Genomic DNA, 14,860 nt, shown 5'->3' on the forward strand with positions numbered 1-14,860 from the left:
GACCGGGATGGCAGACGACCTGATGGCCAAGGTCACGGCGATCGTGCAGCGCGGGCAGGCGGGTGAGCGAGATGCCGCCCGCGCGGAGCTGGAGTCGATGTGGGCCGAGGTCGAGGCCGGCGGGGGCGACGACTTCCACCGCTGCGTGATCGCGCACTTCCTGGCCGATCTGCAGGACGGCCAACGCGACGAACTGATGTGGGACGAGCGGGCCCTCGCCGCGGTCGACGGTGTGAGCGACGAGCGCGCCCAGCAGTTCGACCAGTCGTTGCAGGTTCGGGGGTTCCTGCCGTCGCTGTACCTGAGCCTCGCCGAGGACCACCGGCGACTGGGCGACGCGGCCAGCGCTCACGAGTTCCTCGAGAAGGCAGAAGCCGCTTCTGATGCTCTCGGCGACGACCCTTACGGCGAGCTGGTCAAGGGCATCATGGGCAAGGTGAGGCAGGCGTTGGCCGAGGGCTCGACCGACCCGCTGCCGACCGACTGACGCCGCGGCCGCGAGACAGCGGTCGTGCACGACGTCGACGGCTCACCGAGCCCGGTCGAGCACCTCCCACGCGCTGCGCACCACCGCCGGATCCACCAGCCGTCCGGCCGGGTCCACCGCCGTCGCCTGCCCGCGCCGCCGCGCCTCCTCCAGAACGGCGAGCACCGCGGTCGCCTCCTCGACCTCCGCGGGAGTGGGGGTGAAGGCGGCGTTGATCACCGGAACCTGCCGCGGGTGCAGTGCCGTTCGCGCCCGGAACCCCTGGCGCAACAACAAGGACGTGGAGCGAAGAAGTCGCTCTTCGTCGTGCAGCGCGATCTCCACTGGGCCCACAGGGGGTGCGAGGCCGGCGGCCGCGCTGGCGAGCACGACGGTAAGGCGCACGCCGTGCAGCTGATTCGACTCGGCGTCGGGGCGCAGTCGCAGCTCGCCCGCGAGATCGGCTGCTCCGATGCCGAGCCGCACCACCCGCGGGGCCTCGCAGAGCTGTTCCGCTCGCAGCACACCGGTCGCGGTCTCCACGAGCGCGATGACCGCGACAGCGCCGGCCGGAAGTCCGGCGCCGAGTTCCAGTGAGGTGAGCCTCTCGTCCACCTCGGCCAGCAGCGCGGGCTCTGCCTTCGGGACCCAGACGCCGGTGAGAGCGGGGGACACGACGGCGGCGAGGTCCGCCGCCAGGTGCGCGGGATGGGAGTTGACCCGCGCCCACACCCTGGCTCCGCCGGTCAGGTCGCCGGCCAGCAGCCGGGCGCAGGCCTCGCGGGCCTGGTGCTTGGCGTCGGCGGGGACGGCGTCCTCCAGGTCCACCACCACGTCGTCCGCGCCGCTGTGCAGTGCGCGTGCGTGGCGGCTGTCCTGGTGGCCGGGGACGTAGAGGTAGCTCCGTCCCGGTGGCGCGGTCCTGTCGGGCATTGCGCACCTCTTTCCGGCTGGCTCAGCCGTTGTTGCCGCTGAGCAGAGCGGACATCTTCGCGGCGGCCTCGGTGATCACCGGGCCGAAGGTCTCCGACACGGCGTCCTTGAGACGGTCGTGGGGGCCGCACACGCTGAAGCAGCCGATGGCGCGGTTGCCTCTGGCGACGATCGGCGCGGCCACCGCGGCGGCGTAGGGCTCGCGTTCGCCGTGGCTCACGGAGAAGCCTCGGCGACGGTCCACGTCGAGCATTCCGCGCAGGGTGGTGCGGTCGCGGATCGTGCGGTCCGTCAACGGGGTGAGGTCCACGCCTGCCCACCTCCACGGTCATGCGGACGTCCTGCTTGCTCTCCACCTGGGCGACGTACATGCGTTCCCTGCCCACGACGAAGCTCAGGGTGACGGTCTCGCCGACGGCGTCGCGGACGTCCTCCGTGATCGGCTGCGAGAGCGTCCGGATGTCCATGGAGCCCAGGGAGGCGAGGCTCAGCTCCGTCATCCTCGGGCCCAGGCTGTAGCGGGCCCGCTCCTGGTCCTTGGCGAGCAGCCCGGACTTCGTCAGCGCTTCGAGAATGCGGTGCACGGCGCTCTTGGGGAGGTTGACCGCGTCCGCGATCTCGGTGACGCCGAGGTCCCGGCTCGACTCGGTGAAGCTCAGCAGCACCGCTGAGACTCGCTCGACCGCCTGCATGGCCGTCCTTCCGGTTTGTCAGAGACGGCCGCGCAGCGTGGCCGCCGCGGCTGACCGGCCTGGAGGCCTCCCGCCCGCCGCACTCCGAAGGCCTGGCGATCACGATCGCGTCCTACCTGGCACACGAGACCGGCCTCGCCAACATCAACCTGCTGCACCTGACCTCCCGCAAGGCACTGGACGCCGCCGTGCGGATGGCGGAAGCCTTCCCGCACATCGACTTCCGCCGCGAGGTCACCATCGGCCACCTGCTCGCCGACTACACCACGGCGAGCGGCCTGGGAGGCAAGGTCAACCCACCACTGCGCGACCACGCCTGCTGCAAGGACGAGCGCAAGTTCGGCGAGGGCGAACACCGCGACGACGTCTTCGCCGTCAAGTCGGGCTTCGGCGGCACCGAGTACCTGCTGGCGGGCCTGGTGAGCGAAGGCCGCCGCCGAGGCGTGCCGCTGGGCCGGCTGGCGGACCTCGTCACGGCCGCCCCCGCCCGTCGCTACGGCCTGCGCAACAAGGGAGACCTGGCCGTCGGCTTCGACGCCGACATCGCCCTGGTCGACCCGGACCACCGCTGGGTGGTGCGGGCGGAAGACTCCGAGTCGAGCCAGGAGTACACGCCGTTCGAGGGGCAGGAACTGACCGTCAAGGTCACCGACACGTTCCTGCGCGGCACCCGCGTCCTGCAGGACGGCAAGATCGTCGGTGAACCGTCCGGCCGCTACCAGTCCCGTCCGGTCGGCGCGACGGGCTGACCACCCGACCGGGCGGGGCGTCCGTCCCTGCCCGGTTCAGCTCACGATCAGCGATGCGCCACAGCGAAGTCGTCGAACGCGGCACCGGTGTTGAAGACGCGGACTCCGTTGGCACCGCTGGAGAAGCTCGTGTCGGTCACGGAGATCTTCGGCGTGGTCAGGTCGCCGACGTACACCTTGATCGATGAGCCGACCGCCTCGACCCGCAGGCGGTGCCGGACGTTCGGCCGCACGGTCACCGGTGCCGACGCGAGCTGCGTCCAGTTGTTGTCCGCCTTGCCGAGCACGACCCGTCCGTTGCCGGTGATCCCGGCGTAGTAGCCGCGGTAGGCGTCCGTGCCGGTGGCCACCTGCGTGGCGCGGAACACGACCCCGCTGTCCCCGTTCGCCGACCGGGGCGTGATGTCCGCGTCCTGCACGAAGTCGGTGAAGTTCGTGTCCAGCAACGACTTCCCGCCGTACGACGCACCGGTCTCGTACCGCCCGCCACTCGCCGTCCAGGTGCCGCCGTGTGTGGTCCAGCCGATGGCGTTGTTGTCGTCGAAGTTGTCCTCGACCCGCATGGTGACGGGCTGGATCGTGCCGTCGGCGTTGAACGTCATGCGGTCGTAGGCGAGCTGCCGGTCGTTGGCGCCGGAGCGGCTCAGCGGGCGACGGTGGTAGACGATGTACCAGATGTCGGTGCCGGGCACGTTGATCACGGAGTTGTGGCCGGAACCCCGGGCGACGGCGGCGTCCTGGGCGAGGACGCGGCCGAGCTTGGTGAACGGGCCGGTGGGGGAGTCGGAGATCGCGTACGCCACGGCGTAGTTCGGGCCGGTCCAGCCGTCCTCGGACCACATGAAGTAGTACTTGCCGTTGCGCTTGAACATCTGCGAGCCCTCGGTGAAGTTCGCCGGGGTGATCTCCTTGTACGTGCTGCCGTCGGCGAACGTGCCGAGGCTCGTCATGTCCGCGTTGAGCTTCACGACGTTCGCGTGACCCCACCCGCCGTAGTACATGTACGCCTGGCCGTCGGTGTCGATGAAGACGTCCTGGTCGATGGGCTGCGCGCCGTTGACGAACTGGCTGATCAACGGCTTGCCGATGGCGTCGCGGTAGGGGCCTTCCGGGCGGTCCGCGACGGCGACGCCGATGCCGCCGAGTTCGGAGTTGCTCTGGATGTCGTTGGCGCCGAAGTAGAGGTAGTACCTGCCGTTGCGTTCGATCGGGGCGGGGGCCCAGACCGCGCGGCGGGCCCAGGAGATGTTCGCCTTGGTGAGGACGTCGGGGTGCTTGGTCCAGGTGACGAGGTCGGTCGAGGAGAAGGCGTCGAGGTAGGTCTGCTCGTCGTAGGGGCGCGACGAGGTGGGGAAGACCCAGTACCGGTTGCCGTAGACCGCGACGTCCGGGTCGGCGTACCACCCGTCGACGAAGGGGTTGCCGGCCTCGGCCGTCGAGAAGTCGGGCGGTGCGGGTGCGGCGGCCACGGGCACGCCGCCGAGCAGGGAGAGCGCCAAGGCCGTCACGACGATCTTTGACGTCACGTCTCGTCCAATCTGCAGGGTGTTTACAACGTTGTAAATCACGTCGTGCATCGATCCAAACACTCTCTGTGCGCGACTGTCCAGCCCCGGCGTTGTTGCGATTGAGGTCGAGCTGAACGGAGAAGATTCGACGAGATTCCGCTGCGGCCTTGGCAAAATGATCGCGGAACAATTGCCGGTGGAGATTGCGATTGGCCTGTGCTCATTTAGTCGGACCCGGTTATTCGCTCTACTCAGAGTGGTGCTGAACTGAGCGCGACCGGCCTTTCACACTTCGTGGTTGGGTGCATGTGTGCTTTTTCGGACCTGTTGTGCGCGTCAGGATCCGCACGTAAGCTCCGCTCTCCGATCGTTCTGCTGAGTCGAAAGGGTTGCATTCAGCCACTCACAGTAGAGCGTTCCGAGCCCGGCTCACTTTTGCAGAGCCTGGATTCCTCGAATTGGCGCGAAGCCTCGTCTTGATCAAATGTCGCGGAGGTACCGTTGCGGATCTTGCTGCTCTGTTCGGCTTTCAACGGTCTGTGTCAGCGAGTCTGGCTCGAGCTCAGGGAGGCCGGGCACGAGGTGAGCGTCGAGTTCGCGCTCAGCGAGGACCTGATGCGCACCGCGGTCGAGTCGGTCGCTCCGGATCTGATCCTCTGCCCGTTCCTGCGCGAACGGATCCCCGCTGACATCTGGAGCCGGCACCGCACGGTCGTCCTGCACCCCGGCCCGGTGGGCGATCGGGGCTCGTCGTCGCTGGACTGGGCCATCGCCGAGGCGGAACCGATCTGGGGGATGACGGCGCTCCAGGCGGAGGAGGAGATGGACGCCGGCCCGATCTGGGGCACCCGCACGTTCGCGGTCCCGGCGAGCCCGCCCCGCAAGAGCGCTCTGTACAACGGCCTGATCGCGGACGCCGCGGTCGAACTGGCGCTCGAGGTCGTCCGCAAAGCCGCCGATCCGATGTTCAGACCGACGCCGCTCCACCGAAGAACCGACGCGTGGGGCAGGCTGCGGCCGACCATGCGACAGGCAGACCGCGAGTTCTCCTGGACGGATTCCACCGAGGAGATCCTGCGCCGAGTGCGGGCCGCGGACGGCTCACCCGGCGTGCGCACCGCACTCGCGGGCGTCGACTTGTCGATCTTCGACGCTCGGCCAGGAGCCACGACCACCGGCGAGCCCGGCACGATCGTTGCGCGACGTCACGACGAGGTGCTGGTCCGCACCGGCGACGGCGCGTTGTGGGTCGGCCATGTGCGCGTCAGGGGAAGCGTGAAGCTGCCCGCCGCCACCGCGTTGGCACAACACGGCGTGAACATCCCGCTGTCTTCCGAAATCCCGGCGGACGAGGACATCCGTTACCACCGCGTCGGCGACGTGGGCGTCGTGAGTTTCGGCTTCTACAACGGCGCGATGTCGACCACGCAGTGCGAACGCCTCGCCGCCGCGCTGCAGCACGCGAGTGACCAGGACACCAAGGTCCTGGTGCTCCGCGGCGGAGAGGCCTTCTCGAACGGCCTGAACCTCAACGTCATCGAGACCGCGGCGGATCCGGCGGGCGAGGCGTGGCGGAACATCAACGCCATCGACGACGTGTGCCGAACCATCATCACCTGCACCCGCCAGTTGGTGGTGGCCTCGGTGGCGGGCAACGCGGGAGCGGGAGGCGTGATGCTGGCGCTCGGCGCCGACCGCGTGCTCGTCCGCGACGGAGTCGTGCTGAACCCGCACTACCGCACGATGGGGCTGTTCGGTTCGGAGTACTGGACGTACGTCCTGCCCCGGCGCGTGGGCGAACTCCAAGCGTGGTCGATGACCGAGAGCTGCCTGCCGATGAGCGCGATGACCGCGCTCCGCACCGGTCTCGCCGACGAGATGCTCGAAGGGCAACCGCAGGAGTTCGAGGCAGCGGTCCTCCGCTACGCCGAGAACCTCGCCGCGCACAACAGGTACGAAGAGCTCTTGAACGACAAGCGATCGCGACGCGCGGAAGACGAACGCAACCGTCCATTGGAGACGTACCGCACGATGGAACTCGCCGAGATGTGCCGGGACATCTTCGACGACCGTCGCGGGTTCGCCGCCAAGCGCCACGCCTTCGTCACCAAGCAGAAGCCGACCTCGACGCCACCGCACATCGCACCGCAACGAGCGGTTCAGCTGGCGGCCCCAGCGCTGTGGACACCAGCAGGGCGTTGAGCTGAACCTGGCGGCTGGTCGGGTGACTCCCGCCATCACCCGAAGAGGAAGCGGGCGACCTCGCGGGCCAGCCACATCGGGGAACGGTCCGGTGTGGACGATCGCTCCGGCGGCAGCATGGCCCGCAGCTCGTCGTCCGAGGGCGGGTGCGCGGCCAGGGCGGCGGTGCGCAGGACGTCCCGGCCGACCGCCAGGCCTCCCCGGACCGTCACCTCCTTGTCGTCCGCCGCCCGCACGACCGTGTGGGCGTCCTCGAACCGCTCGTAGCGCACCGACGGTGACTCGACCACGCACTCCAGCGCGCCGTAGGTGCACTTGCCGTCGAACGAGGTGCGGGTGGAGAACTCGATCTTCCGGGCGCCGGGCAGCGGCGCTGAGCAGTGCGTCCCGCAGCACGGCGCGGTCGAACGACTTCGGGGCGACGAGGACCAGCCGCCGCCCGTCGACCCGGTGAGCGTAGGCGTTGCTGTCCTGGCCCTGCACGAAGAACAGGCCGGGCCGCTCGACCTCGCAGGGCGGACCGGCCGGATACCGCGTCTGGTACAGGTCGACCTGGCAGTCCGGCGCGTCGTCCTCCGTGTAGAGCTGCACGAACGGCGACGGCGGGATGACGTTGGGATCCACGCCGAGCGGTATCAGTTGCCACGACAGCTGGTTCGACACCACGCCGTAGCCAGGCACGGAAGCGACGAGCAGCGGTTCGAGCCGGTTCTCCAGCACTCGCCGGTCCACTTCGGACGGCAACGTGGCGGCGAGCGCGTGCAGCAGCACCAGGCCGAAGACGGTCAGCCCGACCACGGACCCGAGCGCCAGGTACCACCGGCGCAGCAGCGCACCCGCCACCAGCGCGAAGAGCAGGGTGCTCGCGGGCACCCACCGCACCACCGACTCACTGAGGCCGAACCGCGACTCCTCGGGCGCCACCTGGGCCACGAAGGTCAGCAGTGCCACGAACACCACCACGGCGAGGAGCGCCACGGCGGCGCTCCCGCTCGTCCCCGCCAACACGGCGACGACCACCGCACCCGGCCACTCTCGCACCGAAAGCCGCCGCGGGGGCATCCGCAGATCTCCTCACTCAGGACTTGCGGCGCGGCACCCCGAGCGTCGGACACGGCTCGACAGTCTCACCTCGGACGCGCTACCAATTGACCTTGAACGGACCACGCGGGTGACGGTTCCGCGACCATTCTTGGGGGACCTCTTGGCAGAGCCAGACCTGGCCTGGGCCGACGCCGGGCACGGCGATCCCGCGTTTCTCGGTGAGATCTTCTCGCTCGCGTTCGTGCGCGGCGTCGAACCCCTCGACGCGTTGCGCCGCATCGGCGGCCTGGAAGACACCCTGGCGCACCGAACGCCCGCGGAGATCGCGGCGACCCTGACGTTCGACGACGGCTATCCCGAGGTGGCCTCGGCGTTCGCGCTGGGCGAGTGGACGGTCCTGGTCCAACCGACCAGTTACACGCTGGGACACCTGGTGGATGCGCTCTCACGCGGCACCGAGGCGGTCGCCCTCGTGCGGCACGACTACGCGTCGCCGAGCTTCGGCCACGCGGTCGACGGCACCGTCACCACCCACTTCAACCTCAACTACCCCGAGAGCCGTGGCGGCTCGGATCCGGACCGGCTGCTCCCACTGATCCGCGCGGCGGGCTTCGACCCGGACGACGAGGACGACTCCGATGACGAGGACGACGAGAGCTGGCGGTACCGCTACGAGGGTGCTGTGGCCCGCGGCATGGCGCTGGCCGGTCGGGTCGTCGGCGCTGCGCCCACGTTCGAGCAGGTCAGCGCCTCCCTGCCGAGCATGCACGTCGACAGCTGGTTCAGCCGCAGCACGCCGGCGCACGTCGAGGACGCCCACGCCGAGGCCGCCCGGCTCGTCGCCGAACTGGACGTGGCCGCCACCCCCGGTCTCGCCGCCGCCCTCGCTGCCGCGCCCGTGGTCGTCACCCAGGACAGCGACCTGGGCCGGCACGTGCGCGAGTGGTCGGCGCTGGCACGGCGGGCGAGCTGGTCGCTCAACCTCGACCGCAGCCGCATGACCGACGAGCAACGCGCCCGCGGCTACCGCTTCGGCCAGCTGACCAGGGCGCTGGCCGCCACGTTCCGCGCCGACCTGGCCTGACCGAGGGAGAACCCGATGCCGGACCTGAAGATCCCCGCCGACGGACTGAGTCACACCGCCCTCTACACCGCCTGGGTCCGGCACGTCGAGGCCTCGCACCCGCACCCGCTCTTCGTCGACCCGCTGGCCGGCCACCTCGTCGCCGAACTGGAAGGTCACCCGGCGCTGGAGGCGTTCATCGCCCAGATGAGCGTCACGTCGAGCGGTTTCCCCGCGTACCACGTGGTGCGCACCCGGTTCTTCGACGACCGGATCACCGAGGCACTGGCCGGCGGCGTGCGCCAGGTCGTGACCCTCGCCGCGGGCATCGACGGACGCACGACGCGCCTGCCGTGCCCACCCGGCACCCGCTGGTTCGAGCTCGACCTGCCGGGCATGACCGAGTTCAAGAGCGCCGTGGTCGCGCGCTCCTGCCTGACACCGGTCTGCGAGCGCGTCGGGGTGGCCGCCGACCTCGCCGCGGACTGGACAGAACCGTTGCGCGCGGCCGGGTTCGACGAGGACCAGCCGACCGCGTGGCTCGTCGAGGGCGTGCTGATGTACCTCACGCCGGCGGAGGGCGACGCGCTGCTGGCCGAGGTGACCGCGCTGTCGGCTCCCGGCAGTCACCTGTTCCTCGAACACCTGCAGGTGTCGATGCTCGACGAGCAGGGTGCCGAGGTGCGCGAAGGGCTGGGCAAGCACGGGGTGGTCTTCACGGCGGCGCGGGACGACATCGGGGACTGGCTCGGCGCCGCCGGGTGGGAGGCGAGCGTCCACGAGGGCGTGGATCCCGCGATCGGCCACGGCCGGTCCGTCGCAGCGGTGCCCGCGGCGTGGCTCGCCGCCGCGACCAGGGCCGCCGGAAAGTGACGGGCCGCCACTCCACCTCGACATGCTCTGAAGCCGCTCACGGCCTGCCGAACGCACTACGACGAGCACCGCGCGCCGGGGTCAGGACTCACCCCCGGCGCCTGGGACACTGGACCCTCGATCAACCGTGAGACCAGGAGTGCACTGTGCAGCAGGGAACCGTCCGCTGGTACGACCTCGAGCGCGGCTTCGGCTTCCTCGCCCCCGACGACGGCAGCGCCGACATCTTCGTGCACGTCTCGCAGGTGCAGGGTGAGGGTGCGGCGCGGGCGCTGCGCGAGGGGCAGACGGTGGAGTTCGAGACCGGTGAGGGGCCCCGTGGTCCGCAGGCGCTGCACGTCGCCGTCACCGGCGATGTCGCGCCCGACGCGGCTCTGGGGGTGCTCGCCACCGTCTCCTGGTACGAGCCGGCCAAGGGGTACGGGTTCGCCGCGCCGGACGGCGGGGGTGCGGAGGTGTTCGTGCACTCGTCCGCCATCGTCACCGGGGGCGTCCTCGCAGCAGGGCAGCGGGTGGCCTTCGTCGTCGTCGCCGGGGAGAAGGGGCCGCAGGCCCAGCACCTGGTGCCGTTGAGCTTCGACGCCGGGGTTCGCAGGGGGCCCGTGGTCGCGGCCGGGGACGGTGCCGACGGCTCCGTTCTGTGGTTCGACGAGGAGAAGGCGTTCGGCTTCGTGGCCGCCGACGACGGGGTGGGTGACGTCTTCCTGCACGTGCGCGCCCTGGTCGACGAGGCGTACCTGCCGGCCGAGGGCGACCGGGTCTCGTTCACCACGGTCAGCGCGGACCAGGGGCGTCAGGCGCGCGACGTGCGGTTCGTGGCCGGCGGCGAGCCGGTGGAGGCCGCTGCGGCTCCCGGTCCGGCCCGTCCGGCGGCTCGCGCCGGCAACGGCACGGTGGCCCGCTACGACGGCGACCGCGGCTTCGGCTTCATCACCCCCGACGCGGGCGGACCCGACCTCTTCGTGCACGTCTCGGTGGTCTCCGGCGAGCCGTTGGAGGCCGGCGATCGGGTGCGCTTCCGCATCCGGCAGAGCGACCGGGGCCCGCAGGCCGACGCCGTCGAGCGCGCCTGACCCCTCCAGGACGGTCACGCCTCGAAGCGGTCGGGACAGCGCCTCGACCGCTCGGCGGAGGACCTCTTTCGATACATCGGTGTATCCGATACATTCTTGTATCCGCGATCGGAGACGAGAGTGACCGGCACCGAGCCCAAACGGCTGACCAAGCGCAGGGTGGAGACGCGGCGGCGGCTGCACCAGGCGGCGCTGGAGGAGTTCGCCGAACGCGGGTTCGGCGTCGTGACCGTGGAGCAGGTGTGCGCCGCGGCCGGGTTCACACGGGGTGCCTTCTACTCCAACTTCGACTCGCTCGACGAGCTGTTCCTCTCGATGTGGGAGGACCGTTCCCAGGTGCTCCTCGCCGACCTGCACGAGGTCCTCGCCGCCGTCGACCTCGGTGCAGTGCGCTCGGTGCGGCAGGTGGTCGAGCTCATGGACCAGGCCGTCGGCCTGGACGACGCCTGGTACCGGGTGACGGCCGAGTTCTCCGCGCACGCGTTGCGCGATCCGGCGCTGCGGCGGGTGATGGCGGCACGCGAGGAAGCCATCGTCGCCACGCTCGCGTCCGTGCTGCAGTCGTTCCTGCGCGGCGCGGGGCGGCGGGCCGAGGATCCCCAGGCTCTCGCGCTGGCACTGGTCGCGGTGCACGACGGGACCTCCCTGCAGTGCCTGACCGAACCCGATGATCCACGGCCGCGACTTCGGCGGCTCGACCTGTTCGAACGGGTCGTGTTCGCCTACACCGCCGAATCGACAGGAGACTCCGAATGACCGCTCAGCACGACGTGATCGTGGTCGGTGCCGGCCTTGCCGGGCTGGTCGCGACCTACGAGCTGACCAAGGCCGGCAAGCGGGTTCTCGTCCTGGACCAGGAGAACCGGAACAACCTGGGCGGGCAGGCCTTCTGGTCGCTCGGCGGGCTCTTCCTCGTCGACTCGCCGGAGCAGCGCCGGATGGGGATCAAGGACAGCTACGAGCTGGCGCTGCAGGACTGGCTCGGGAGCGCGGGCTTCGACCGCGAGCGCGAGGACCACTGGCCGCGGCAGTGGGCGAAGGCGTACGTCGAGTTCGCCGCGACGAAGAAGCGCCAGTACCTGCACGACCTCGGGCTGCGCGTGGTGCCGATCGTCGGATGGGCCGAACGCGGTGACGGCAGCGCTGACGGGCACGGCAACTCCGTGCCGCGCTTCCACCTGACCTGGGGCACGGGGCCCGAGGTGGTGCGCGTCTTCGCGGAGCCCGTGCTGGCCGCCGAACGCGCCGGGCTCGTCACGTTCGCCTTCCGGCACCAGGTCGACGAGCTCCTGGTCGAGGACGGCGCGGTCGTCGGCGTCCGGGGCACGGTGCTGGAACCGTCCGATGTGGAGCGAGGCCGTGCTTCGTCCCGCACGGCGGCGGGAGAGTTCGAGTCGCGAGCCAAGGCGGTCGTCGTCACGACCGGGGGCATCGGCCACAACCACGAGCTGGTCCGCAGGAACTGGCCGGTGGACCGCTTCGGTCCGTGCCCGGAGACGATGATCGCGGGTGTGCCCGCGCACGTGGACGGACGCATGCTGGAGATCAGCGAGAAGGCGGGCGCCAGCCTGGTCAACAGCGACCGCATGTGGCACTACACCGAGGGCGTCCACAACTGGGACCCGATCTGGCCGAACCACGCGATCCGCATCATCCCGGGGCCGTCGTCGATGTGGTTCGACGCGACCGGCACACGGTTGCCCGCGCCGAACTTCCCGGGCTTCGACACCAACGGCGCCATGAAGGCGTTGCTCGCCAGCGGGTACGACTACTCGTGGATGGTGCTGACCCAGTCGATCATCGAGAAGGAGTTCGCGCTCTCCGGTTCCGAGCAGAACCCCGACATCACCGGCAAGAGCATCCCGGACGCCCTCAAGAGCAGGCTCACCAAGGGTGCGCCGGGACCTGTCGAGGCGTTCAAGCAGCACGGCGTGGACTTCGTCGTCGCGAACACCCTGCGCGAACTCGTGGACGGGATGAACAAGATCGCGCGAGGCCCGCAGATCGAGCACGCCGACCTCGAACGGCAGATCCGCGCCCGCGATCTCGGCGTCGCCTCGGGGAACGGCAAGGACCTGCAGATCATGGCGATCGAACACGCTCGCCGGTACCGCGCCGACCGGCTCTCCCGCGTGGCGAAGCCGCACCGGATCCTCGACCCGGCGCACGGGCCGTTGATCGCGGTTCGCCTGAACGTGCTCACGCGCAAGACACTCGGTGGAGTGGAGACGAACCTCGACTCGCAGGTGATGCGCCCGGACGGCAGCGTGCTGCCGGGGCTCTACGCGGCGGGCGAGGTCGCCGGGTTCGGCGGCGGGGGAGTGCACGGCTACAACGCGCTGGAAGGCACGTTCCTCGGTGGGTGCATCTTCTCCGGGCGTGCGGCGGGAATGGCACTCGCGAAGGAGCTCGGCTGAGCCTGAAACCGTTGCCGCATCGCGTACTCAACGCTCGGCGATCAGGCACGCCTGTTCGACGAGGGCGGTGCGAACCGCCTTCGCCGGCCCGGTGAGCCCACCGACCCAGGCGAGGCTCATCGCGCGGCCCACCCAGTCCGGGTCGTGGACCTCCACGCACACGATGCCGTCCGGCAGGGACGCGGCGGCGAGACTCGGAATGGTCGTGATCCCCAGGCCCGCCGCGACGAACCCGAAGCGCGCCGACCAGTCGCCGAGCGCGGCCACCACCCGAGGGTGCGGCACGGTCGGCCACGCGCCGAACTGCGGTTCGCCGCGGGCTCCCGTGCCGACGACCCACCCCTCCCGCGCGAGTTCCGTCACCGGTACGCGCCGGGCACCGGCGAGGCGGTGCTGCCGTCCCACCGCGAGCAGCAGCGCGCCGGACGGCAGCGGGTCGACCTCGACGCCGGTGAGATCCCAGTCGGGCAGGTCTTTGCCGGAGGCCAGGATCGCCAGGTCCAGCCGCCCGGCCCGCAGCCGGCGGATCTGCACCGGTGTCGAGGACTCCAGGAACTCGACCTCGACGGACGGGTGGTCGGCGCGGACGCGGGCGATCGCGCGGGGCACCAGGCGCAGGGCCGTGGTGGGGAAGCCGCCGAGGGCGATCCGGCCGCCGAGCGGCACCGGCGCGTCCTCCAGTTCGCGTTCCGCGACCTCGTACTGGTCCAGGATCGCGGCCGCCCGCACCGCCAGCCGGGCGCCGGCCGCGGTGGGCACGACGCCGCGCGAGACCCGCTCGAACAGGCGCACTCCCGCAGTCGCTTCGAGCGTCGCGATCTGCTTCGACAACGCCGACTGCGTGAACCCCAGCCGTTCCGACGCGGCGGTGAGCGACCCGGTCTCGACGACCGCCCGCAGTGCCCGCAACAGCTGAGGATGAACGTCCAGGCCCATGCTCCCAATCATGCCATCCTGGAATAGCTGATCTGACAAAGCTTCCTTAGTGGAATGGCGGTCGCCGGATCAGACTGGGTTCATGAGCAAAGTTTGGTTCGTCACCGGCACTTCGACCGGCTTCGGCCGTCTCTGGGCGGAAGCGGCGCTGGAGCGCGGCGACCGCGTCGTCGCCACCGCCCGCAACCTCCAGGCCCTCGAAGGTCTCCGGGAACGCTTCCCCGACACCGTGCTGACGCTGGAGCTCGACGTCACCGACCGCGAGGGGGTCTTCGCCGCGGTCGACGACGCGGTCCGCCGGTTCGGGCGCATCGACGTCGTCGTCAACAACGCGGGCTACGGCCACTTCGGCATGGTCGAGGAACTCGCGGAACGGGAACTGCGCCGGCAGATGGAGACCAACTTCTTCGGCGCGGTCTGGGTCACGCAGGCCGTCCTGCCCGTGCTGCGCCGCCAGGGAGCGGGCCACCTCCTGCAGGTGACCAGCGAGGGCGGCGTCCGCGCCTATCCCGGTATCGGCGCCTACCACGCGTCCAAGTGGGCGCTCGAAGGCCTTTCCGAGTCGTTGTGGCAGGAGGTGGCGGGGTTCGGGATCCACGTCACGTGCGTCGAGCCCGGTCCGTACGCGACCGACTGGCTCGACCGCGGATCTCGCCACAGCGACCGGTTGCCCGACTACGCGCAGCGTCGTGCGGAGACCTCCGTGGAGTTCGAGGTCGGCGAGGCCGCCGCTACGGTGCCCGCCGTCCTCGCCCTCGTCGACGCGGATCAGCCGCCGCGCCGGCTGATCCTGGGGCGGCTCTTCCCGGCCATCGAGGAGATCTACGAGGACCGGCTGCGGACCTGGCGCTGCTGGCAACCCGTGTCGCTCGCGGCGTTCGGCACACCGGACGGTCGCTGATCG

General features: G+C 70.4%; 13 protein-coding genes and 2 pseudogenes. 10 read left to right on the forward strand and 5 right to left on the reverse strand.

All coding sequences use genetic code 11. The annotated features are described in order from the left end of the window. Positions 1–7 precede the first annotated feature (7 nt). Complete coding sequence (locus JNUCC0626_RS07020) at positions 8–487, forward strand: hypothetical protein (protein WP_394618847.1); 480 nt, start codon at positions 8–10, stop codon at positions 485–487. Positions 488–529: 42 nt separating this feature from the next. Here the strand turns inward: JNUCC0626_RS07020 and JNUCC0626_RS07025 are convergent, their stop codons facing one another. After that, positions 530–1,399 carry an HpcH/HpaI aldolase/citrate lyase family protein gene (locus tag JNUCC0626_RS07025; protein ID WP_394618848.1) on the reverse strand — a complete coding sequence of 290 codons (870 nt, stop codon included), beginning with the start codon at positions 1,397–1,399 and terminating at the stop codon, positions 530–532. A 22-nt stretch (positions 1,400–1,421) separates the two neighbouring features. Further along, positions 1,422–2,091: pseudogene (locus tag JNUCC0626_RS50520) on the reverse strand (IclR family transcriptional regulator). 194 nt (positions 2,092–2,285) lie between these two features. Here JNUCC0626_RS50520 and JNUCC0626_RS07045 point away from each other — a divergent pair. Continuing rightward, positions 2,286–2,840, forward strand: coding sequence for an amidohydrolase family protein (locus JNUCC0626_RS07045; protein WP_394621985.1), 555 nt, complete (start codon positions 2,286–2,288; stop codon positions 2,838–2,840). Positions 2,841–2,887: 47 nt separating this feature from the next. On the opposite strand, the gene JNUCC0626_RS07050 is transcribed toward JNUCC0626_RS07045, so the two are convergent. Next, the gene (locus JNUCC0626_RS07050; RefSeq protein WP_394618851.1) at positions 2,888–4,366 is read right to left on the reverse strand and encodes a family 43 glycosylhydrolase; all 1,479 of its coding nucleotides are present in this window, start codon (positions 4,364–4,366) and stop codon (positions 2,888–2,890) included. A 483-nt stretch (positions 4,367–4,849) separates the two neighbouring features. On the opposite strand from JNUCC0626_RS07050, the gene JNUCC0626_RS07055 reads away from it, so the two are divergent. Next, positions 4,850–6,550: a hydrogenase maturation protein gene (locus JNUCC0626_RS07055; RefSeq protein ID WP_394618852.1), complete on the forward strand. Its 1,701-nt coding sequence runs from the start codon at positions 4,850–4,852 to the stop codon at positions 6,548–6,550. A gap of 35 nt (positions 6,551–6,585) precedes the next feature. Here the strand turns inward: JNUCC0626_RS07055 and JNUCC0626_RS07060 are convergent, their stop codons facing one another. Next, the gene (locus tag JNUCC0626_RS07060; protein ID WP_394618853.1) at positions 6,586–6,840 is read right to left on the reverse strand and encodes a hypothetical protein; all 255 of its coding nucleotides are present in this window, start codon (positions 6,838–6,840) and stop codon (positions 6,586–6,588) included. Between the two features lie 914 nt (positions 6,841–7,754). Between JNUCC0626_RS07060 and JNUCC0626_RS07065 the strand changes: the two genes are divergently transcribed. The 6 genes and pseudogenes from JNUCC0626_RS07065 to JNUCC0626_RS07090 all read left to right on the forward strand — a co-directional run bounded on the left by JNUCC0626_RS07065 (position 7,755) and on the right by JNUCC0626_RS07090 (position 13,020). Then, a complete protein-coding gene (locus JNUCC0626_RS07065; protein WP_394618854.1) occupies positions 7,755–8,678 on the forward strand; it encodes a DUF6461 domain-containing protein in 924 nt (307 codons plus the stop codon). 15 nt (positions 8,679–8,693) lie between these two features. Continuing rightward, entirely contained in the window at positions 8,694–9,530 is an 837-nt protein-coding gene (locus tag JNUCC0626_RS07070) for an SAM-dependent methyltransferase (RefSeq protein ID WP_394618855.1), read from the forward strand. A 146-nt stretch (positions 9,531–9,676) separates the two neighbouring features. Then, positions 9,677–9,880: pseudogene (locus tag JNUCC0626_RS07075) on the forward strand (cold-shock protein); the annotation flags it as partial. Positions 9,881–9,910: 30 nt separating this feature from the next. Continuing rightward, a complete protein-coding gene (locus tag JNUCC0626_RS07080; RefSeq protein WP_394621986.1) occupies positions 9,911–10,603 on the forward strand; it encodes a cold shock domain-containing protein in 693 nt (230 codons plus the stop codon). Between the two features lie 120 nt (positions 10,604–10,723). Next, a complete protein-coding gene (locus JNUCC0626_RS07085) occupies positions 10,724–11,359 on the forward strand; it encodes a TetR/AcrR family transcriptional regulator (protein WP_394618856.1) in 636 nt (211 codons plus the stop codon). Continuing rightward, positions 11,356–13,020, forward strand: coding sequence for an FAD-binding dehydrogenase (locus JNUCC0626_RS07090; RefSeq protein WP_394618857.1), 1,665 nt, complete (start codon positions 11,356–11,358; stop codon positions 13,018–13,020). Before JNUCC0626_RS07085 ends, JNUCC0626_RS07090 begins: the two co-directional genes overlap by 4 nt. A gap of 27 nt (positions 13,021–13,047) precedes the next feature. On the opposite strand, the gene JNUCC0626_RS07095 is transcribed toward JNUCC0626_RS07090, so the two are convergent. Then, entirely contained in the window at positions 13,048–13,956 is a 909-nt protein-coding gene (locus tag JNUCC0626_RS07095) for a LysR family transcriptional regulator (protein ID WP_394618858.1), read from the reverse strand. Between the two features lie 82 nt (positions 13,957–14,038). Here JNUCC0626_RS07095 and JNUCC0626_RS07100 point away from each other — a divergent pair, with 82 nt between their 5' ends. Further along, positions 14,039–14,857 (forward strand): SDR family NAD(P)-dependent oxidoreductase, encoded by an 819-nt coding sequence (locus JNUCC0626_RS07100; RefSeq protein ID WP_394618859.1) that lies wholly within the window; start codon positions 14,039–14,041, stop codon positions 14,855–14,857. Positions 14,858–14,860: the final 3 nt, after the last annotated feature.

This window comes from Lentzea sp. JNUCC 0626, assembly GCF_043632865.1.
Lineage (GTDB): Bacteria > Actinomycetota > Actinomycetes > Mycobacteriales > Pseudonocardiaceae > Lentzea.

Bases quoted from the DNA above. Each gene is read 5' to 3' on its own strand.
- JNUCC0626_RS07100 (WP_394618859.1), top strand. From the start codon at position 14,039: ATGAGCAAAGTTTGGTTCGTCACCGGCACTTCGACCGGCTTCGGCCGT.
- JNUCC0626_RS07025 (WP_394618848.1), bottom strand. From the start codon at position 1,399: ATGCCCGACAGGACCGCGCCACCGGGACGGAGCTACCTCTACGTCCCC.
- JNUCC0626_RS07095 (WP_394618858.1), bottom strand. From the start codon at position 13,956: ATGGGCCTGGACGTTCATCCTCAGCTGTTGCGGGCACTGCGGGCGGTC.
- JNUCC0626_RS07020 (WP_394618847.1), top strand. From the start codon at position 8: ATGGCAGACGACCTGATGGCCAAGGTCACGGCGATCGTGCAGCGCGGG.
- JNUCC0626_RS07070 (WP_394618855.1), top strand. From the start codon at position 8,694: ATGCCGGACCTGAAGATCCCCGCCGACGGACTGAGTCACACCGCCCTC.
- JNUCC0626_RS07045 (WP_394621985.1), top strand. From the start codon at position 2,286: ATGGCGGAAGCCTTCCCGCACATCGACTTCCGCCGCGAGGTCACCATC.
- JNUCC0626_RS07090 (WP_394618857.1), top strand. From the start codon at position 11,356: ATGACCGCTCAGCACGACGTGATCGTGGTCGGTGCCGGCCTTGCCGGG.